We start from the raw sequence: 19829 nt of genomic DNA on the forward strand, positions 1-19829 counted from the left end.
CGCGGCAGGTGGCCCGGACCCCGTTCAGCGCAGTATTTCGCGGCTTCACCCGGATGTACCACACGCACCGTCGTGAGCTGCCGGTTCCCGGTGAAGAGCCTTTGAACGGCGCCGGAATGGGGCCGCCGCACAGGTGCCTGCACCCTGCAGCTGTCGGGCACAGCCCCTTGCATGAGGACACGGCGGTTTCCCGACGGCGCAACGTGCGCCGTAGCTGCTGTTGTTGATGGAGGAAGCCCTGATGCGTTCGCTGAAGATAGCCACCGGCACCGTCCTGGCCAGCACCGCTCTCCTGTTCGCCGCGCCGATGGCCTCGGCTTCAGACACTCAGTGCGACCCGGCCACCGCGGCCGCCCTGCAGGCGGAGTCCGACTACAAGGCGGCTCTCGCCGACTATCAGAAGGAAATCGACGCCGGCGGACACCCGGGCCAGGCCGAGAGCCAGAACGTCGACCAGCTCAAGCAGAAGGCCGACTCCGCGGCCTCCGAGGCCCAGCGGATCTGTGGTGACACGACCGTGAAGCCCGCGCCGACGACGCCGACGACGAAGCCGAGCGGTGCCGTCCACACAGGTACCGGATCCACCAGCACCGACCCTGCCGCGCTGCCTGCCCTGGCTGCCGCGGGCGGCCTCGCCCTCGCTGCGGCCGCCGGGTTCGCGGTGCGACGCCGCAGCGGCCGTCAGCACTGACACCCCGCAGTCCCGTGCGCCGCCCTGCCGAGGGGAACGCCCCCGGCGGGGCGGCGCACGGCGCGTTCGGTCGGTTCGAGTGTGTGCGGTGACGAACAGAGGTGGGATCATGGACAGTTGGGACAGGAACACCGGTGTCGCGCCCGCCCGAAGGGCCGGCCGCCACCCGGAGCGCCCCCCGATCAGGTGGCGGTTTCCCTGGGAGCTGTGCCTGCTGATGGCCGCGGTCGCCATCGTCGTTCTCACCGCCGTCGGCCGGCCGCCCATCGGCCCTCCCCAGCCGGAACAGGCCCACACAGGCTCCTCCGCGAGCCGTGAAGCGGGGGGCGAGCACGACGCCGCTCCCCCGATGTCCGCATCAGCGCCGCTGCGGGTGCAGATCCCCACGATCCGGGTCGACGCCCCGCTCATGGAGCTGGCCCTCGGGGACGACGGCCGCCTGGCGGCTCCGCCGGAGAAGGACAAGAACCTGGCCGGCTGGTGGGGGCGGGGGCCCACGCCCGGTTCGCAGGGAACCGCGATCATCGCCGGCCATGTCGACGTCCCCACCGGCCGCGCCGTCTTCTACGACCTCGGTGCCCTGAAACCCGGCATGACCATCAAGGTGTTGCGCGCCGACGACTCGACGGCACAGTTCGCGATCGACAGCATCGACGTCTACAGCGCGAGCGACTTCCCGAACGACAAGGTCTACGGCGACACCGGACGGCCCGAGCTCCGGCTCATCACCTGCGGCGGCGGCTTCGACGAACAGCGCCGGCAGTACAAGGGCAACGTCGTCGTCACCGCCCACCTCACCCGCGGGGACTCCACCGCCGGGGCGGAATGATTGAACGGCCGGAGCCCCCGCACAGTGTGGGCTCCGGCCGCTCGTCCGCCGCCTACAGGGCGAGGCCGGTGAGGACCAGGACCCGCTCGTAGGTGTAGTCGTCCATGGCGTACCGGACACCCTCCCGGCCGACGCCGGACTGCTTGGTTCCGCCGTACGGCATCTGGTCCGCACGGTACGAGGGGACGTCGCCGATGATCACGCCGCCGACCTCCAGCGCGCGGTGGGCGCGGAAGGCGGTCTGCAGGTCGTGGGTGAACACGCCTGCCTGGAGGCCGTACTTGGAGGAGTTGACGGAGGTGAACGCCTCGGCCTCACCGTCCACCTTCTGTACCGAGAGCACCGGTCCGAAGACCTCTTCGCAGGAGAGGCTGACGCCGGCGGGGAGTTCGGTGAGGACGGTCGGCGCGTAGGTCGCGCCGTCGCGCTTCCCGCCGGTGAGCAGCTTGCCGCCGGCCTGTACGGCCTCGTCGACCCAGGACTCGACGCGCTTGGCGGCGTCCTCGTTGACCAGCGGGCCGACGTCGGTGGCGGCGTCGGACGGGTCGCCGGTGACCTGGGCCTCGACCGCCGCGACGATCTTCGGGAGCAGCCGGTCGTAGACCGCGGCGTCCGCGATGACGCGCTGCACCGAGATACAGGACTGGCCGCCCTGGTAGTTGGAGAAGGTCGCGATACGGGTCGCCGCCCAGTCCAGGTCCTCCTCGGAGGCGTAGTCACCGAGTACGACCGCCGCACCGTTGCCGCCGAGCTCCAGGGTGCAGTGCTTGCGCGGCACCGAGTCCATGATCGAGTAGCCGACCGGGGCCGAGCCGGTGAACGAGATCACGGGCAGCCGCTCGTCCTGGACGAGGGCGGGCATCCGGTCGTTGGGGACCGTCAGCACGGACCAGGAGCCGGCCGGCAGGTCGGTCTCGGCCAGCAGTTCGCCCAGGATCAGCGAGGAGATCGGGGTGGCCGGGGCGGGCTTGAGGATGATCGGGGCACCGACGGCGATGGCCGGGGCGACCTTGTGGGCACTCAGGTTCAGCGGGAAGTTGAACGGGGCGATACCGAGGACGGTGCCGCGCGGGAAGCGCCGGGTCAGACCGAGACGGCCGGTGCCTCCGGGGTCGGTGTCGAGGCGCTGGGCGTCGCCGCCGTTGAAGCGGCGGGCCTCCTCGGAGGCGAAGCGGAACACCGAGACGGCACGGCCGACCTCGCCGCGGGCCCACTTGACGGGCTTGCCGTTCTCGGCGGAGATCAGCTGAGCGATCTCCTCGGTGCGCTCGGTCAGCCGGCGGGCGACGTGGTCGAGCGCGGCGGCCCGGACGTGGGCCGGGGTCGCGGCGAACTCGTCGCGCACGGCGTGGGCGGCGGCGACCGCCTCCTCGACCTGGGCCTCGGTCGGCACGCCGACGGTGCCGACGAGACGGCCGTCCCAGGGGTTGGTGACGTCGAAGCTTTCCTCGCCGGTGGTCGGGCGGCCGGCCAGCCAGAAGGCGTGGGTGGAGGTCATGGAGGTTCCGGCCCTTCGATGTCGTGGGGTGTGCCGTCCCCCACCGTAGGGCCGCACCCTTCGCCCGGCGTTTGTCCGGCGTGGAGCAGAGGCGCTCCGCGGCGCTCCGGTTTGTCGGATGAACCGGCCGGGGCGGGACCGGACCGCTTCGGTCCGGATCTATGGCACGGCGGAGGGTTGGTGACCTTGAGGGCCAGCCGGATCTACGGCACCGCCGGAGGGTTGGTGACCTTGAGGGCCAGCCAGAGTTCCATCCGGGTGTCCGGATCGTCCAGCGAACGGCCCAGGATCTCCTCCACCCGCCGCATCCGGTAGCGCAGGGTGTGCCGGTGCACGCCCAGGTCCGCCGCTGCGGCGTCCCACTGGCCGTGGTGGGCGAGCCAGGCCCGCAGGGAGGCCACCAGGTCGCCGCGGCCCTTGGTGTCGTGCTCGTACAGGGCTCGGAGCATGGCGTCCGCGAAGGCCCGCACCGCGTCGTCCGCGAGCAGCGGGACCACCGAACCGGCCGCCAGCTCCTCGTGCTCGACCAGCGCCCTGCCCCGTCGGCGGGCCACCGACAGGGCCTGCTCGGCCTGTTTGTACGCGACGGAGACAGCGATCGGTCCGGCGGGGGCGGACAGGCCCACGACCACGTCGGTGTCCTCCGCGGGCTCGTGCGCCGGCTGTTCCTCCTGGGCGTCGGCGTAGGCCGCGCAGGCGGCCACGGCGGCGCCGCCGTCGGCGGCCAGGACGACCAGACGTTCGCCCTCGGGCACCATCAGCACGGTCTCGCCGGACCGGGCGGCCGCGGTCTCCATCGCCTCGGCGAGCTGCGCCGTGGTCGAGGATTCGGAGACCTCGGCGATGAGCAGCCGGAAGGGCGCGTCCAGCAGACCGCCGTACAGATCCCCGGCGACGCCGCGTGCGTGGTCGGGCTGCCCGGCGAGCAGCATGCGCAGCACCGCCGCGCCGAGCCGCTGTTCGGCGCCCTGGAGCGAGCGGGAGCGGGCGGTGGTGAGGGTGAGCAGGGCGACCGCCGAGTGCACCGCGTAGCGTTCCGCGGTGCCGAGCGCGGCGCCGGTGCCGACGGCGAGCGCGCCGCGGGCCCGGCGGCCGGTGCCCAGGGACTGGAGCTCGACCCGGTCGTCGGAACCGCCGACGACCACGCTGGCGGGGGCCGGGCGGTCCCGCAGCCGTTCCACGTCCGGGGTGAGCCGGGCGGCGCGGCGGGCTGCCCAGTCGGGAGCGGCGGCCACGACCGCTCCGGAGGTGTCGTACAGCGCGGCCCAGCCGTCGACGTGAGCGGCGAGCCGGGTGAGGAGTTCACCGGGGCCGTCCCCGGCGAGCGCCGCCCTGGTGAGTTCCCGCTGCGCCTCGAAGCCGGCGGTGACGGCCCGGTACTGGTCGGCGGCGATCTCCGAGGAGACCGCCTTGGCGATGGCGATGAACGGGGTGCGGCGTGGCACTTCTAGAAGCGGCAGCCCCGCCTCCTCGGCGGCGTCGACCAGCGCCTTCGGTACGTCGTCGTAGTTGACGCCGACGGCGAAGCCCATCCCGACGACCCCGGAGCCGGCCAGCCGCCGTACGTACCGCTGCATGGCCTGCGGGCTCTCGGCGTCGAGATTGGTCGCGGTGACCAGCAGCAGCTCACCGCCCTCCATGTAGGGGACGGGGTCGGCCAGCTCGCTGGCATGCGCCCAGCGCACGGGCACGCCGAGCCGGTCCGCCCCCGCACGGACCGTGAGCTTGAGCGCCGAGTGCTGGACGAGCGAGGCGAGAGTGGGTGGCATGGGACGGGCGACCTTTGGGAGGGGGCGTCGATTTCGCCGTCCCGTATGAACGGCTGCCATCGATTCTGCCAGGGCGGCAGGGTTCTCGTAACCGCTCTCGGCCCCCGCGTCCCGCTGCTCCCGCGTGACCCTTCAGCCTCCCAGCGTCACCAGGAGCGGGGGTGCGTGCTCGCCCTCGACCGTGGTCAGGGAGAGCACCGCGTGACCGGCCGGCAGTTCGTAGGCCAGACCGGAGGCCGACCAGCGTTCCCGCTCGACCTGGCGCACGGTCACGGCGTCGGTGGTCACGGCCTTGCCGGTGGCCAGCTTCCGCAGGGCGTGCAGGGCTCGGGTGAGCGGCTGGTCGGCGAAGACACCGTGCTGGGCGACCTCCCGGACCTCCACCCACTCCTTGCCCCACACCTCGGCGAAGCGTTTGCCGTCCCAGGTGGAGACGCCGGAGAAGGCCATGTTGCAGCCGACGGACCCGAGCAGGGCGGTGTGCAGGGCCTCGGGCACGTCGTCCAGGGTCCGCAGCGCGAGGACCGCGCCCGCGTTGACGGACCGCAGCCGCCGGATGCCCCGGACGGTTTCGGCGGTGACGGCGTGGGTGGCGTCGTCCAGGACCAGGCAGATGAACAGCGAGCGGTCGGAACGGGCCGCGGTGACCGCGTTGAACTGGGCGAGGACGAGGCGGGCCAGCACGCGGGAGGCCTCGGCGTGCGCCCGCTCCGGCAGATCGATGCGGACCCGCAGCGGGTGCTGTTCCAGGGACCGCAGCGAGAACGGCCGGGCGTCCTCACCGGTGGAGAAGAATCCGGCGAAGGCCGGCCGGTCGAGGACGGCGATCCGGTCGGCGAGGACGGCGGCCGGATCCCCCGCGCCGCCCGCCTGCCGGGCCCGGGCGTCCAGCTCGCGCAGCATCGCGTGGTGGCCGCCCGCCTCCAGGGCCTGGCGCAGGCCGGCCAGTGCGGTGACGGAGCCTTCGAGGAGTTCACGGAGTTCGGGTACGCCGGGGAACGTGCCGTGGACGGTGCGGTAGGGGCCGAGCAGCTGGCCGAGGACGGTGCCCGCGCGGCGGCTGTCCAGGCCGGGGATGTCGCCGGCCAGTCCCTCCGCGAGGGCGATGGCGGCCTCGTCCGGATCGGTCGTACCGCCGTAGAGGTCGAAGTCGTGCACGGAGGCGGGGTCACCGATCCTGACGACGACGTCGTAGGCGTCGTCGGGGCCCAGCTGTGCGCCCGCTCCGCCGACGGCGAGCACCGCCGCCTGTCCGGTGAGCGCCCTGATGGCGAGGGACTCGATGACCGGCCGGACCACCCCGGCGGTCTTTCCCGAACCCGGTGGCCCCACCGCCAGGAGTGATGTTCCCAGTGACGCGGGCTCCAGGGCCATGCCCGAACCGCGGCGCGGATAGGGGTTGCGCGGGTCGTCCGCGCAGTCACCGATGCGGACCTGGCCCGTGAGCGGGTCGTGCGGGGCGGTGCGCAGCGGCAGGTCGCGGTGGCCCGAGGGGTGCAGATAGGCGCCCGCGCCCTTGCGGAGCACGGTCTCGGTGAAGGATTCGAGGCGGTCGGGGCGGGTCCGGGCGACGGCCCAGGCATGGCGCAGCCGTACGCAGTCCACGTCGTTCATCCGGCCGGTGCGTACGGCCGCCGTGAGCGCCTCCGCGGCGTCCACCCGGCCCGCGGCCCGCAGCTCGGGCCAGTCCGCCGGAGCCGGCCCGGCCTGCGCGGGAGCCGTCCTGGTCTGCGCGGGTGCGGCCTGCGGCTGCTCCGGTTCCTGCTTCCGCAAGCGTGCCAGGAAGGGGCCCAGCTCCGTCGACCACTGGCCGGTCCTGGCGAACGGCCACACGATCGCGGTGCCGATCAGCGCGTAGAGCACGATCGAGACGAACAGGGCCGCGTACTGGTTGCCGCCGCCCTGCATCCAGCTGGTGGGCACCGCGGGCAGGAGCACGTCCGCCAGCGGCACCCGCCGGGTCCACACGAGCCAGACGGTGAGCAGGGCGCCGGCCGCCGAGACCACGAACCTGGCCCGGTCCAGGCGTTCGCCCGCGTAGTAGCGGAAGAGCCGCGCCCAGCCGCCGATCCGGGCGGCCCAGAAGCCCAGGGCGAGGACCAGGACCTGGTAGTAGAGCGTGGTGGAGTTGACCACCAGCGGCGGTGCGTCGTCCCGGAGGCCGCCGAACGCCCACCATTCGGGTCCGGTGATGATCTCGATCGGCTTGAACACGTAGGGGACGGCCCGCTCGGTGAGCAGCAGCCAGAGCAGGAGCCAGAGGATCAGTGTGGCGGCCGGTCCCACCAGGGAGGGGCGCGGTGCGCGTTCGGCGGGCCGCGGCACATAGGCGTAGCGCCACACGCCCGGATCGCTGTCGGGGCGCGGCGCGTTCAGCCAGTCGGCCGTCGGCGGCGCGGTCCCCGTCGTGCGGTGCCGGCCGGGCGGTGTCAGGGCGTAGGGCTCCACCGCGGGCGGCGGGACGGTCGGGGGGAACGCCGGCGGGGCGACGGGCGGCGGACCGGGCGGGATCGCCGGGGGCGGACCCGCCGGGCGCGGCACGGAGCTCCCGGGCCGGCCGTCGGGCGGCTGCGCGCCCCGCGCGCCCCGGGCGTGCGTGCCTTCGTTGTCCATGAACCGTTGCCCCCTGACCAGCCAGGTCCGACCGCTGCACCGGCCAATCTAGTGCGCGGACACGGGGAGTTCAGCAACGCGCCCGGATGGTGACGGGCCCGGGGCCGCGACGGACCGGTGCCGTCCTGCGTCCGTCTTCTGTCCTTCGCGGACAAGGACACGCCCTCCATCACTCCCGATCGGAGCATGCCCGCGCCCCGTCCCCGCCCCTAGCCTGCAGAAAGAGAAGCGTCCGAAAGACAACGTCCGAAGCACCCCCAGGAGCCCCTCATGACCGCAATTCCGCAGGAGCGCCGCGTCGTCACTGCCATTCCCGGCCCGAAGTCGGTGGAGCTGCAGGCCCGCCGCCTCGCGACGGTCGCCGCAGGGGTGGGCTCCACCCTGCCGGTGTTCACCGCCCGTGCCGGTGGCGGAATCATCGAGGACGTGGACGGCAACCGGCTGATCGACTTCGGCTCCGGTATCGCGGTGACGTCGGTCGGCGCGTCCGCCGAGGCCGTGGTGCGCCGCGCGTCCGCGCAGCTCGCCGACTTCACCCACACCTGTTTCATGGTCACTCCGTACGAGGGGTACGTCGAGGTCTGTGAGCAGCTCGCCGAGCTGACGCCCGGCGACCACGCGAAGAAGTCGGCGCTGTTCAACTCGGGCGCCGAGGCCGTCGAGAACGCCGTGAAGATCGCCCGCGCGTACACCAAGCGCACGGCCGTGGTCGTGTTCGACCACGGCTACCACGGCCGGACCAACCTCACGATGGCGCTGACGTCGAAGAACATGCCGTACAAGCAGGGCTTCGGCCCGTTCGCCCCCGAGGTCTACCGGGTCCCGGTGGCGTACGGCTACCGCTGGCCGACCGGTGCGGAGAACGCCGGCGCCGAGGCGTCCGCGCAGGCCATCGACGAGATCACCAAGCAGATCGGCGCGGACAACGTCGCGGCGATCATCATCGAGCCGGTGCTCGGCGAGGGCGGGTTCATCGAGCCGGCCAAGGGCTTCCTGCCGGCCATCGCGCAGTTCGCCGAGGACAACGGCATCGTCTTCGTCGCAGACGAGATCCAGTCCGGCTTCTGCCGCACCGGCCAGTGGTTCGCCTGCGAGGACGAGGGCATCGTCCCGGACCTGATCACCACCGCCAAGGGCATCGCGGGCGGCCTCCCGCTCTCGGCGGTCACCGGCCGCGCCGAGATCATGGACGCCGCGCACTCCGGCGGCCTCGGCGGCACCTACGGCGGCAATCCGGTCGCCTGCGCCGGCGCCCTCGGTGCGATCGAGACGATGCGCGAGCTGGATCTGAACGGGAAGGCGAAGCGCATCGAGGAGGTCATGAAGGGCCGGCTCGCCGAGATGCAGGCGAAGCTGCCGAACGGCGACCTCATCGGTGACATCCGGGGCCGCGGCGCGATGATCGCGATCGAGCTGGTGAAGTCCGGTACGAAGGATCCGAACCCGGAGGCCACCGCGCAGCTCGCGAAGGCCTGTCACGCCGAGGGCGTCCTCGTCCTCACGTGTGGCACGTACGGAAACGTCCTGCGCTTCCTGCCGCCGCTGGTGATCGGCGAGGACCTGCTGAGCGAGGGCCTCGACGTCATCGAGCGGGCTTTCGCCGGGATCTGATCCGGCGCGGCCCCGTAAGGCGGCGCGCGGCGTTTCCTCCGGGGATGCCCGGACCCCGCGTGTGGGCCTGTGAAGAAGGTGTGCGGGGGCGATGGCGGGATACCGTTCCCGCTGTCGGTCTCCCCATTGCCTGACGTACGGTTTCCGCAGATGAGAGAAACACCCCGCCCGCTGGGGACTGCGGGCGACTCCGGGTCGGAGCTCCCCCAGCACCGTCCTGGCTGTGCCTTCGCGCACACCACTGGAGCCTCGGGCTCCGGAACTCCTCACGGATCGGATGGCCGCCCGCCCCACACCCCCCGGGGCGCGCGGCACACCGGTCCGACCGTCCGTCCCGGAACAATCCCCCCTGTTCCGGGACGGACGGCTCTTCTTTTTTCCGTGGTGTCGGGCCTGCTGGCCCTGTTCGCGCTCACCACCTGGCAGATCGCGGCCGACGGCCCGCTGCGCGGCCTCGACGAGCGCACCGGGCGGGCGCTGGTCGGCCGCGGCCCCGCGGGACTCACCGAGTTCCTCGCCGATCTCGGCAATATGCAGGTCGCGCTCCCGGTGCTGGGCTGCGCGATCGCCTGGTCCCTGGTGCGCGGCGCGCGGCGGACACCGCTCGTCGCCGCGCTCACGATGGCCGCTGTGCCGCTGCTCGTCGTACCGCTCAAGGACTGGATCGCCCGCCCCGGGCCGCTGACCGACGCCACCGGCTACTACCCGTCGGGTCATGCGGCGACCGCCGCGGTGGCGTACGGGGCCGCGGCGCTGCTGCTCGCCCCGCGGGTGGAGCGACCGGTGAAGCGACCGTGGATGATGCCCGTCGCCTGGATGATGCCCGTCGCCGCCGTCCTGGTGACGGTGGCGACGGGCATCGGTCTGGTGCTGCGCGGCTATCACTGGCCGCTGGACGTGCTGGGCAGCTGGTTCCTGTGCGGGCTGCTGCTCCTCCCTCTGTGGCTCAGCCGCCGAAGTACGCGTCGAAGTTCTTCGAGAACTCCCAGTTGTTGAAGCCGTCCCAGTTGACCGACCAGGTCATCAGACCGCGCAGCCCGGACCAGGTGCCGTGGGTGGCGTACGAGCCGCAGTCGGTCTTCTTCGTCAGGCAGTTCAGCGCCTTGGTGACCTCGGCGGGCGAGGTGTACCCGTTGCCCGCCTGGGTGGAGGCCGGCAGGCCGAACGCGACCTGGTCGGGGCGCAGCCCGGGGAAGACCTTGGTCTGGTCGCCCGCCACCGGGAAGCCGGCCAGCAGCATGTCGGTCATCGCGATGTGGAAGTCGGCGCCGCCCATCGAGTGGTACTGGTCGTCCAGGCCCATGATGGAGCCCGAGTTGTAGTCCTGGACGTGCAGCAGGGTGAGGTCGTCGCGCAGGGCGTGGATCACCGGGAGATAGGCGCCGGCGCGCGGGTCCTGGCCGCCCCACGGGCCCGAGCCGTAGTACTGGTAGCCGAGCTGCACGAAGAAGGTCTCGGGGGCCATCGTGAGGACGAACGTGTCGCCGTACTTGGCCTTGAGCGACTTCACCGCGGAGATCAGGTTGACGATGACCGGAGTGGTGGGGCTGCGGAAGTCCGTGTCGCCGGTGTCCAGCGAGAGCGAGTGGCCCTCGAAGTCGATGTCGAGGCCGTCCAGGCCGTACTCGTCGATGATCTTGCTGACCGAGGAGACGAAGGTGTCGCGGGCGGCGGTGGTGGCGAGCTGCACCTGTCCGTTCTGGCCGCCGATGGAGATCAGGACCTTCTTGCCCGCGGCCTGTTTGGCCTTGATGGCCGCCTTGAAGTCGGCCTCGGACTCGACGCCCGGGCACTCGGTCGCCGGGCAGAGCGAGAAGCGGATGTCGCCCGAGGTGACGGAGGTCGGCTCCCCGAAGGCCAGGTCGATGACGTCCCAGGAGTCGGGCACGTCCGCCATTCGCGTGTAGCCGGAGCCGTTGGCGAAGCTGGAGTGCAGATAGCCGACGAGTGCGTGGGCCGGCAGGTCCGAGGTTCCGGCCTCCCTGCTGCTCCCGGTCCCGGCAGTGGCTTTGGTGGGGGCTTTGGTGGGGGCTGCCGCGGCGCTCGGCACCGAAGCGGCCAGGCCGCCGACGGCCAGCAGGGCCGCCGTGAAGGCGGCCAGAAGTCCGGTAATGCGGGCGTGGGGTCCCGTATGTTCCACAACGGCCTCCGTGCAAGGGGGAATTGAGTGTGGCGCGCACAACATGGTCCAGACCAATCCGGTTGTCAAGGCCTCTGACGTCCGAGCCCCTAATCCCGCTCCCCCGACGCCGCTCCTCCCGCGGCCTCGTGCATCGCCAGTTCCAGCAGGGTCGCGTCGGTGAGCGTGCCCGATCCGTCCGGCGGGATCAGCCACCGCACCCCGCCGGCGGCCCGTCCCGGGTAGGGCACCACGATCCAGGTGCCCCGGCCGGCGCCCCGGACGCCCGTCCCGATCCAGCGGTTGACGGTGCCCGGCGGCACGAAGAAGCCCATGCGGGCCTCGCCGAAGTCCGAGAGGACCGGCCCCGGCCGGTCGATGAGCCGGGTGAGCACGTCGAGCGTCGGATAGCCCAGCTCCCCCGGGAGGATCAGCACGTCCCAGCGTTTGCCCGCAGGAAGGAGCGCGATCCCCTGCGGATTGCGCTCCCACTCCCACCGGCAGGCGTCCGGGTCCGGTGCCACCGACGCGAGCCACTCGACTGCTGCCTTGACTCCCGAGCCAGTCATGACCCGCCTCCATTCCGTATCGCACCGGCAGGGAGTTGCCGGTGCGTTCACGGGAGAGAGCGGGGTCGGGCCGATCCATTACGCGGGTTCGGCTACCAATCGGTAGTGAACTGGGTCACGCGGCGGCGGAGCTGCCGCTCAGCTGTCGAAGCCGAGCCCCATGCGGTCCATCGTGCACAGCCACAGATTGCGGTGGCCGCCGTGGGTGTCGGCCCTGGCCAGGGAGCGCTTCGTCAGCTCGATCCCGGCCCAGGCGAGGGGCTCCGGCGGGAACGGCATCGGCTTGCTGCGCACCATCTCCAGCGCCGTCCGGTCCGTCCGCTCACCGGCGAGGAGGTCCAGCATCACGTCGGCGCCGAACCGGGTGGCCCCGACGCCGAGTCCGGTGTATCCGGCCGCATAGGCGACCCGGCCCCGATGGGCGGTGCCGAAGAATGCGGAGAAGCGTGAGCAGGTGTCGATCGCGCCGCCCCAGGCATGGCTGAACCGCACTCCCGCCAATTGCGGGAAGCATGCGAAGAACTGCCCGGCGAGCTTCAGGAACGTTTCCGGACGCTGGTCGAGATCGGCGCTGAGCCGGCCCCCGTACGGATAGATCGCGTCGTATCCGCCCCACAGGATCCGGTTGTCCGCGGAGAGCCGGAAATAGTGGAACTGATTGGCGCTGTCGCCGAGACCCTGCCGGTTGCTCCAGCCGATGGCAGCGAGCTGATCGGCGGTCAGCGGCTCGGTCATCAGCGCGTAGTCGTAGACCGGGACGGTGTACGGGCGTACCCGTTTCACGAGCGAGGGGAAGATGTTGGTGCCGAGGGCGACCCGGCGGGCGAGGACCTTCCCGTACGGGGTACGGACCGCCATTCCGGTTCCGGTTCTGACCAGCTCCAGCCCGCGGGTGTGCTCGTAGATCCGCACACCCAGGTCGAGACAGGCCTGCTTCAGGCCCCAGGCGAGTTTCGCGGGGTGCAGCATGGCGACCCCGCGCCGGTCCCAGAGGCCGCCCAGGAATGTCGGTGAGTCGACTTCTGCGCGAAGGGCGTCCCGGTCGAGGAACTCCACCCCGCCGAAACCGTGCCGCTCGGCTTCCTGATGCCATTCCCGCAGCTCATCGAGCTGGTGGGGCTGGGTGGCGACATCGATCTCACCGGTGCGCTCGAACTCGCAGTCGATGGCGTAGCGGGCGACCGCCTCCTCGATGGCGTCGAGGTTGCGCGCGCCGAGATCCTCCAGCTTCCTGATCTCGTCGGGCCAGCGCTCCAGTCCGTTGGGCAGCCCGTGGGTGAGGGAGGCGGCGCAGAATCCGCCGTTGCGGCCCGAGGCGGCCCAGCCCGTCTCGTGCCCCTCGATCAGTACGACATCGCGTTCCGGTTCGCGTTCCTTGGCGAGCAGCGCTGTCCACAGTCCGCTGTAGCCGGCGCCGATGACGAGCAGATCGCAGTGCTCGTCGCCGGTGAGCGCGGGGAGCGCGTCGGGCCTGCCGGGGTCGTCCAGCCAGAACGAGACCGGCTTCGCGTCGGCGAGGGATCGGGCAGAGGTGCGCATGGCGGCTGGGGCCATGGTTTCCAACTCCTTAGGGACTTTCAGGGTCGTGCGCTGTTCTTCCGCCGGTTCGCGATCAGCTGGCCGGTGAGAACCACCAGTACCGCAATGATGAACATCGCCGTACCGATGACGTTGATCTGCACGGGCGTGCCGCGCTGTGCCGATCCCCAGACGAACATGGGGAAGGTCACGGTCGAGCCCGCGTTGAAATTGGTGATGATGAAATCGTCGAAGGAGAGCGCGAACGCGAGCAGCGCTCCCGCGGCGATCCCGGGGGCCGCGATCGGCAGGGTCACCCGCAGGAAGGTCTGCACGGGCCCGGCGTACAGATCGCGCGCCGCCTCTTCCAGCCGGGGGTCCATCGACATGACCCGGGCCTTGACGGCCGTCACGACGAAGCTGAGGCAGAACATGATGTGCGCGATGAGGATCGTCCAGAAGCCCAGCTGCGCGCCCATGTTGAGGAACAGCGTGAGCAGTGAGGCGGCCATGACGACCTCGGGCATCGCCATCGGCAGGAAGATCAGCGAGTTGATCGCGCCGCGCGCCCGGAAGCGGTAGCGGACCAGGGCGAACGCGATCATCGTGCCGAGCACGGTCGCGCCGACCGTGGCCCAGACGGCGATCTGGAGGGAGAGCGAGAGCGAGCCGCACATGTCGGCCACTCCGCAGGGGTCCTTCCAGGCATCCACCGAGAAGCGCTGCCAGGAGTAGTTGAACCGCCCGTTGGGCTTGTTGAAGGAGAACACCATCACGACGATGTTCGGCAGGATCATGTAGGCGAGGGTCAGCAGACCCGCGATGACGACCAGATGGCGTCGCAGCCGGCGCAGTACGGGCATCAGACCAGGTCCTCCGTCCCGGAGCGGCGGATGTAGAGGGTGACCGCGATCAGAACGACCGCCATCAGGATGAAGGAGAGCGCGGCCGCCGTCGGATAGTCGAGGACGCGCAGGAACTGGGTCTGGATGACGCTGCCGACCATCTTGGTGTCGGTGGAGCCCAGCAGTTCCGCGTTGACGTAGTCACCGCTGGCCGGGATGAACGTCAGCAGGGTGCCGGAGACGACGCCGGGCATGGAGAGCGGGAACGTCACCGTGCGGAAGGTGGTGGCGGGAGTGGCGTACAGGTCCCCGGCCGCCTCGTGCAGCCGGCCGTCGATCCGTTCCAGCGAGGTGTAGAGGGGCAGGATCATGAACGGCAGGAAGTTGTACGTGAGACCGCAGACCACCGCCATCGGCGTGGCCAGCACCCGATTGGACTCGGTCCAGCCGAGCCAGCTGGTGACGTCCAGGACGTGCAGGGTGTTCAGTACGTCGACGACGGCGCCGCCGTCCGCGAGGATCGTCTTCCAGGCGAGGGTGCGGATCAGGAAGCTGGTGAAGAACGGGGCGATGACCAGCACCAGCACCAGGTTGCGCCAGCGGCCCGCCTTGAACGCGATGAGGTAGGCGAGCGGGTAGCCGAGCAGCAGGCACAGGATCGTCGCGGTGCCCGCGTACAGCAGGGACCGGATGAACTGCGGGTAGTAGTCGGCCAGCGCGTCCCAGTACGTGCGGAAGTGCCAGGTGACCTCGAACCCCTTCTCCAGGGACCCGGTCTGCACGGAGGTCGACGCCTGGTAGATCAGCGGCAGCGCGAAGAAGACGACGAGCCAGAGGATGCCGGGCAGCAGCAGCCAGTAGGGAACCAGGCGCCTGCGGGTGGAGGGCTTGCGCACCTTCGGCTCCTCGGCGGGAGCGGGCGGCGCCTCCTGGGTGACGGTCACGCCGCGTCCTCCACCGTCTCCACACCGGCGTCGATGTCCTGGGTGGCGTCCAGGCCGAACGTGTGGGCCGGGTTCCAGTGCAGGACGACCTCGGCCCCGGTAACGAGTCGCGCGCGCCTCTCGACGTTCTGCTCGTACACCTGGAGCGACTTGCCTGCCGGGCTCTCCACCACGTACTGCGTGGAGACACCGATGAAGCTGGAGTCGACGATCCGTCCGGTGACCCGGTTGCGGCCCTCCGCTATCGCGTCCGCGTCGTCACGGTGCGCGAGGGAGATCTTCTCGGGGCGGATGCCGAGGAGCAGCCTGCCGCCGTTCGCGGTCGGCGCCGGACAGCGGTCGGTGGGCAGCCGCAGCTTCCCGCCGCCGGCCGATACGACGATGTCCGTGCCGGTGGAGACGACTTCGCCCTCGATGAGGTTCGACGTGCCGAGGAAGTTGGCGACGAACGTCGTCCGCGGGTTCTCGTAGAGGTCGGCGGGGTCGCCGAGCTGCTCGACCCGGCCCGCGTTCATCACCGCGACGGTGTCGGCCATGGTCATGGCCTCCTCCTGGTCGTGGGTGACATGGACGAACGTGATGCCGACCTCGGTCTGGATGCGCTTGAGTTCGAGCTGCATCTGGCGGCGCAGCTTGAGGTCGAGGGCGCCGAGCGGCTCGTCGAGGAGCAGCACCTGAGGGTGGTTGATCAGCGCGCGGGCAACGGCGACGCGCTGTTGCTGGCCGCCGGAGAGCTGGTGCGGTTTGCGCCGGGCGAAGTCGCCGAGCTGGACGAGTTCCAGCATGTCGTCGACCTGCTTCCTGACCGACTTGATGCCGCGCCTGCGCAGTCCGAAGGCGACGTTCTCCGTGACGTCGAGGTGCGGGAAGAGCGCGTAGCTCTGGAAGACGGTGTTCACGGGCCGCTTGTACGGGGGAAGGCCGGTGATGTCCCGGCCGCCGAGCGTGACCGTGCCGGTGGTGGCCTCCTCCAGGCCCGCGATCATCCGCAGGGTGGTGGTCTTGCCGCAGCCGGACGCGCCGAGCAGCGCGAAGAAGGAGCCTTGCGGGACGGTCAGATCGAGCGGTTGGACGGCGGCGAAGGAGCCGTACGTCTTGCTGATCCCGGTGAGGCGGACGTCGCCGCCTGTCTGCTGCTGTGTCATGGATCGCAGTCCCAGTGGTGTCAGAGTCAGATCAGGGGAGGGAGGGTGCGGCGGTCAGGCGCCGATGAGCTTGGCGAACTTCTCCTCGTACGCCGTCTCTTCCTCGGCGGTGAGGGAGCGGAAGGCGTGCGAGGCGGCGGCCATCTTCTTGTCCGGGAGGATCAGCGGGTTGTCGGCCATCGACCGGTCGATTCCGGCGAGTTCCCCGCGGACGCCGTCGACCGGGCAGACGAAGTTGATGTACGCGGCGAGTTCGGCGGCGACCGGGGGCCGGTAGTAGTGGTCCATCAGCTTCTCGGCGTTGGTCTTGTGCCGTGCCTTCACCGGGACCAGCAGGTTGTCGCTGGATATGACGTAGCCCGCGGCCGGGATGGCGTACTTGATGTCCGGGTTGCCGGCCTGGAGCTGGATGATGTCGCCGGCCCAGGCGACGCAGGCGGCGATGTCGCCCTTGTCGAGATCCGCGGTGTAGTCGTTGCCGGTGAAGCGGCGGATCTGGTTCCGGTCGACGCCCTTCTGGAGCCGGCCGATCGCGGCGTCGTAGTCGGCGTCGGTGAAGGTGGCGGGGTCCTTGCCCATGTCGAGCAGGGTCATGCCGATGGAGTCGCGCATCTCCGAGAGGAAGCTGACCCTGCCCTTGAGCTTCGGGTCGTCGAGCAGCTGGCTCACGGAGTCGATCCTGCGGCCGCCGGTCGCCTTGGAGTTGTAGGCGATGACGGCGGGAATGCCGGCCCAGGGGTAGGAGTAGGCGCGGCCGGGGTCCCAGTCCGGGGAGCGGAACTGGGCCGAGAGGTTGGCGTAGGCATGCGGCAGGTTCGAGGCGTCGAGCTTCTGTGCCCAGCCGAGGCGGACGATGCGGGCGGCCAGCCAGTCGGTGACGCAGATGAGGTCCCTTCCGGTGTCCTGGCCGGCCGCGAGCTGCGGCTTGATCTTGCCGAAGAACTCGACGTTGTCGTTGATGTCCTCGGTGTACTTGACCTTGATCCCGGTGCGTTCGGTGAACTGCTCCAGGGTGTGCCGGTGCTTGCCGTCGTCGGTGACGTCCATGTACTCGGTCCAGTTGGAGAAGTTGACCTGCTTCTCCTGGGCCGAGTGGTCGTCGGAGGCCGCGGCGGCGTCCTCCTCCCGCTTCGCGGGAGGGATTCCGCACGCGCTCAGCGCGCCCAGTCCGCCGATTGCGAGCGCCCCGGTGCCGGAGGCGCGCAGCAGCGATCGGCGGGTGAGGGCTCCCCTGCCACTGGTCAGAGTGCGACGCATCGCGGCCAGCTGGGCCGCGGAGAGACGCCCGTGCTCGTACTGCTCCATGCGCGTTGCCCTTTCGGGTGGGTGTGCGGCCGGACCGGCCATCCCATGGGGCGGTCCTATCGGTCCCCGAAGATCGTGCGGTGCCAGTCCTTCCGTGCGACCGCGGTGTTGTCGTACATCACGTGCTTGACCTGCGTGTACTCCTCGAAGGAGTACGACGACATGTCCTTGCCGAAGCCGCTGGCCTTGTATCCGCCGTGCGGCATCTCACTGAGGATCGGGATGTGGTCGTTGATCCATACGCAGCCCGCCTTGATCTCGCGGGTGGCGCGGCCCGCCCGGTACAGGTCGCGGCTCCAGGCGGAGGCGGCGAGACCGTAGGGGGTGTCATTGGCGAGCGCGATGCCCTCGTCGTCGGTGTCGAAGGGCAGCACGACCAGGACAGGACCGAAGATCTCGGACTGGACGATCTCACTGTCCTGGGCCGCGTCGGCGATCAGCGTCGGCCGGTAGTAGGCGCCGTCGGCCAGTTCGCCGCCGGGGGCCTCACCGCCGGTGACGACGGTGGCGTACGCGCGGGCCCGTTCGACGAATCCCGCGACCCGGTCGCGCTGGGCGTGGCTGATCAGCGGGCCGAGGTCGGTGTCCGGGGCGAACGGGTCGCCGAGCCGGACGGTCTCCATCAGCTCGGCGACGCCCTGTACGAAGGCGTCGTACAGCGGGCGCTGGACGTAGGCCCGGGTGGCCGCGGTGCAGTCCTGGCCGGTGTTGATGAGGGATCCGGCGACCGCTCCGTTGACCGCGGCCTCCAGGTCGGCGTCGTCGAAGACCACGAAGGGTGCCTTGCCGCCGAGTTCGAGGTGGAGCCGCTTGACGGTGGAGGTGGCGATCTCGGCAACGCGCTTGCCGACTGCGGTGGAGCCGGTGAACGAGGTCATCACGACGTCGGGGTGGCCGACGAGGTGTTCGCCGGCGTCCTTGCCGGCGCCGGTGACGATGTTGATGACACCGTCCGGGATGCCTGCCTCGGTGGCCGCCTGCGCGAACATCAGCGAGGTCAGCGGGGTGATCTCGGCGGGCTTCAGCACGATGGTGTTGCCCGCGGCGACGGCCGGGAGAACCTTCCAGGCGGCCATCTGGAGCGGGTAGTTCCAGGGGGCGATGGAGCCGATGACACCGATCGCCTCACGCCGTACGTACGAGGTGTGGTCGCCGTCGTACTCGGCGGCGGACCTGCCCTCCAGATGACGGGCGGCGCCCGCGAAGAAGGAGGCGTTGTCGACCGTGCCCGGCACGTCGAACTCGGTGGAGAGCTTGACCGGCTTGCCGCACTGGAGGGACTCGGCGTACGCGAAGTCGCCGGCCTGCGCGGCGAGGACGGCGGCGAACCGGTGCATCGCCTCGGACCGCTCGGCCGGGGTGGCCCCCGACCAGCCGGGGAAGGCGGCGCGCGCGGCGGCGACGGCCGCGTCGACATCGGCGGTGCCGGCCAGCTCGTAGGTGTAGACGGTCCTGCCGGTGGCCGGGTTCACCACGTCGTGCCTGCGTCCCGATGTGCCGGGCCGCAGTCTTCCGCCGATGTACTGCGCGCCGTCCGCGAAGCGGTCCTGTACCTGGAAGCTGTTGCCCATCACGCTCTCCTCCGCCGCTGTCCCCGCAGGGCGGGGCGGCGTAGCTTCTGCTCGATTTGAGTGCCGATCCTGACAGAGGGGACCCGGCCCAACAAGTGATTCCGTTGTTGCCTTTTGGTTACGCAACGGAATCTGTCGACCATGTGTCGTGTCGGTGCGGAAATCCCCGTACGTAGTGTCAGTGGCGGATGCCAGACTCCCGTGTCATGGAACACATGGACGACCTCCTGGCTCGGGCTCGCCGGGGGAAGAAGGTGAAGTACCTGAGGTTCTGGGGGCACCGGCCGCGCGCCGACGGGGCGATCGGGGCGAGCTGCCTCAGCCAGTGGTGGCCGTCACCGTTCACGGTCGACGGGGTGACGTACGCGTCGGCCGAGCACTGGATGATGGCCGGCAAGGCGCGACTGTTCGGTGACGCGGAGGCGGAGACCCGTGCGGTGGCGGCGAAGAGCCCGGCCGCGGCGAAGAGGACGGGGCGGCTGGTCCGCGGATTCGACGAGGCCGTCTGGGAGCGCGAGCGGTACGGGCTCGTGGTGAGGGGCAGTGTCCACAAGTTCGGGCAGGACGCGGCACTGCGGGAGTTCCTGCTGCGCACGGGCGAGCGGGTGCTGGTCGAGGCGAGTCCGATGGACAGGATCTGGGGCATCGGACTGGCGGCGGACGATCCGCGTGCGGAGGATCCGGCGACCTGGCGGGGGCTGAATCTGCTCGGGTTCGCGCTGATGGACGCGCGGGCCGAGCTGCGCGCCCGGGCGGCGGCCATATGAACGGCCCGTGGTGCGGCGGGATCGCGTCCCACCGC

Annotated in this window: 15 protein-coding genes and 1 pseudogene; 5 read left to right on the plus strand and 11 right to left on the minus strand. The window is 70.8% G+C overall.

What is annotated here, in order from left to right; all coding sequences use genetic code 11:
* The first annotated feature begins 241 nt into the window (after positions 1 to 241).
* The gene (locus ACFVW8_RS24870; RefSeq protein ID WP_389693567.1) at positions 242 to 691 is read left to right on the plus strand and encodes a hypothetical protein; all 450 of its coding nucleotides are present in this window, start codon (positions 242 to 244) and stop codon (positions 689 to 691) included.
* A gap of 109 nt (positions 692 to 800) precedes the next feature.
* Complete coding sequence (locus tag ACFVW8_RS24875; protein WP_389693569.1) at positions 801 to 1520, plus strand: class F sortase; 720 nt, start codon at positions 801 to 803, stop codon at positions 1518 to 1520.
* Between the two features lie 52 nt (positions 1521 to 1572).
* On the opposite strand, the gene ACFVW8_RS24880 is transcribed toward ACFVW8_RS24875, so the two are convergent.
* From ACFVW8_RS24880 to ACFVW8_RS24890, 3 genes are all read right to left on the minus strand, one after another.
* Positions 1573 to 3018 carry an aldehyde dehydrogenase family protein gene (locus tag ACFVW8_RS24880; protein WP_389693571.1) on the minus strand — a complete coding sequence of 482 codons (1446 nt, stop codon included), beginning with the start codon at positions 3016 to 3018 and terminating at the stop codon, positions 1573 to 1575.
* Between the two features lie 203 nt (positions 3019 to 3221).
* Complete coding sequence (locus ACFVW8_RS24885) at positions 3222 to 4787, minus strand: PucR family transcriptional regulator (protein WP_389693573.1); 1566 nt, start codon at positions 4785 to 4787, stop codon at positions 3222 to 3224.
* A 132-nt stretch (positions 4788 to 4919) separates the two neighbouring features.
* Positions 4920 to 7400, minus strand: a complete 2481-nt coding sequence (locus tag ACFVW8_RS24890; RefSeq protein WP_389693575.1) for an ATP/GTP-binding protein — start codon at positions 7398 to 7400, stop codon at positions 4920 to 4922.
* A gap of 270 nt (positions 7401 to 7670) precedes the next feature.
* Here ACFVW8_RS24890 and gabT point away from each other — a divergent pair, with 270 nt between their 5' ends.
* Entirely contained in the window at positions 7671 to 9011 is a 1341-nt protein-coding gene (gene gabT, locus ACFVW8_RS24895; protein WP_389693577.1) for a 4-aminobutyrate--2-oxoglutarate transaminase, read from the plus strand.
* 150 nt (positions 9012 to 9161) lie between these two features.
* A complete protein-coding gene (locus ACFVW8_RS24900; RefSeq protein WP_389693579.1) occupies positions 9162 to 10007 on the plus strand; it encodes a phosphatase PAP2 family protein in 846 nt (281 codons plus the stop codon).
* On the opposite strand, the pseudogene ACFVW8_RS24905 reads toward ACFVW8_RS24900, so the two are convergent.
* The 8 genes and pseudogenes from ACFVW8_RS24905 to ACFVW8_RS24940 form a co-directional block, all read right to left on the minus strand.
* Positions 9958 to 11031 (minus strand): annotated as a pseudogene (locus ACFVW8_RS24905) (chitinase); the annotation flags it as partial. The gene ACFVW8_RS24900 and the pseudogene ACFVW8_RS24905 sit on opposite strands and share 50 nt — an antisense overlap.
* 209 nt (positions 11032 to 11240) lie before the next feature.
* A complete protein-coding gene (locus ACFVW8_RS24910; RefSeq protein WP_389693581.1) occupies positions 11241 to 11699 on the minus strand; it encodes a hypothetical protein in 459 nt (152 codons plus the stop codon).
* A 138-nt stretch (positions 11700 to 11837) separates the two neighbouring features.
* A complete protein-coding gene (locus tag ACFVW8_RS24915) occupies positions 11838 to 13253 on the minus strand; it encodes an NAD(P)/FAD-dependent oxidoreductase (RefSeq protein WP_389693583.1) in 1416 nt (471 codons plus the stop codon).
* 23 nt (positions 13254 to 13276) lie between these two features.
* Complete coding sequence (locus tag ACFVW8_RS24920; RefSeq protein ID WP_389693585.1) at positions 13277 to 14080, minus strand: ABC transporter permease; 804 nt, start codon at positions 14078 to 14080, stop codon at positions 13277 to 13279.
* Entirely contained in the window at positions 14080 to 15006 is a 927-nt protein-coding gene (locus ACFVW8_RS24925; protein WP_389693587.1) for an ABC transporter permease, read from the minus strand. The genes ACFVW8_RS24920 and ACFVW8_RS24925 overlap by 1 nt, the downstream gene beginning before the upstream one ends.
* On the minus strand, positions 15003 to 16151 hold the full coding sequence (locus tag ACFVW8_RS24930; protein ID WP_389693589.1) for an ABC transporter ATP-binding protein: 1149 nt from the start codon (positions 16149 to 16151) through the stop codon (positions 15003 to 15005). Before ACFVW8_RS24930 ends, ACFVW8_RS24925 begins: the two co-directional genes overlap by 4 nt.
* Before the next feature lie 54 nt (positions 16152 to 16205).
* Positions 16206 to 17456 (minus strand): spermidine/putrescine ABC transporter substrate-binding protein, encoded by a 1251-nt coding sequence (locus tag ACFVW8_RS24935; RefSeq protein ID WP_389693591.1) that lies wholly within the window; start codon positions 17454 to 17456, stop codon positions 16206 to 16208.
* A 56-nt stretch (positions 17457 to 17512) separates the two neighbouring features.
* Positions 17513 to 19027: a gamma-aminobutyraldehyde dehydrogenase gene (locus ACFVW8_RS24940; RefSeq protein WP_389693593.1), complete on the minus strand. Its 1515-nt coding sequence runs from the start codon at positions 19025 to 19027 to the stop codon at positions 17513 to 17515.
* Positions 19028 to 19233: 206 nt separating this feature from the next.
* Between ACFVW8_RS24940 and ACFVW8_RS24945 the strand changes: the two genes are divergently transcribed.
* A complete protein-coding gene (locus tag ACFVW8_RS24945) occupies positions 19234 to 19794 on the plus strand; it encodes an NADAR family protein (RefSeq protein WP_389693595.1) in 561 nt (186 codons plus the stop codon).
* The last annotated feature ends 35 nt before the right edge of the window (positions 19795 to 19829 follow it).

Origin of the sequence: Streptomyces sp. NPDC058221, from assembly GCF_042882365.1 — a bacterium.
Classification (GTDB): Bacteria; Actinomycetota; Actinomycetes; order Streptomycetales; family Streptomycetaceae; genus Streptomyces.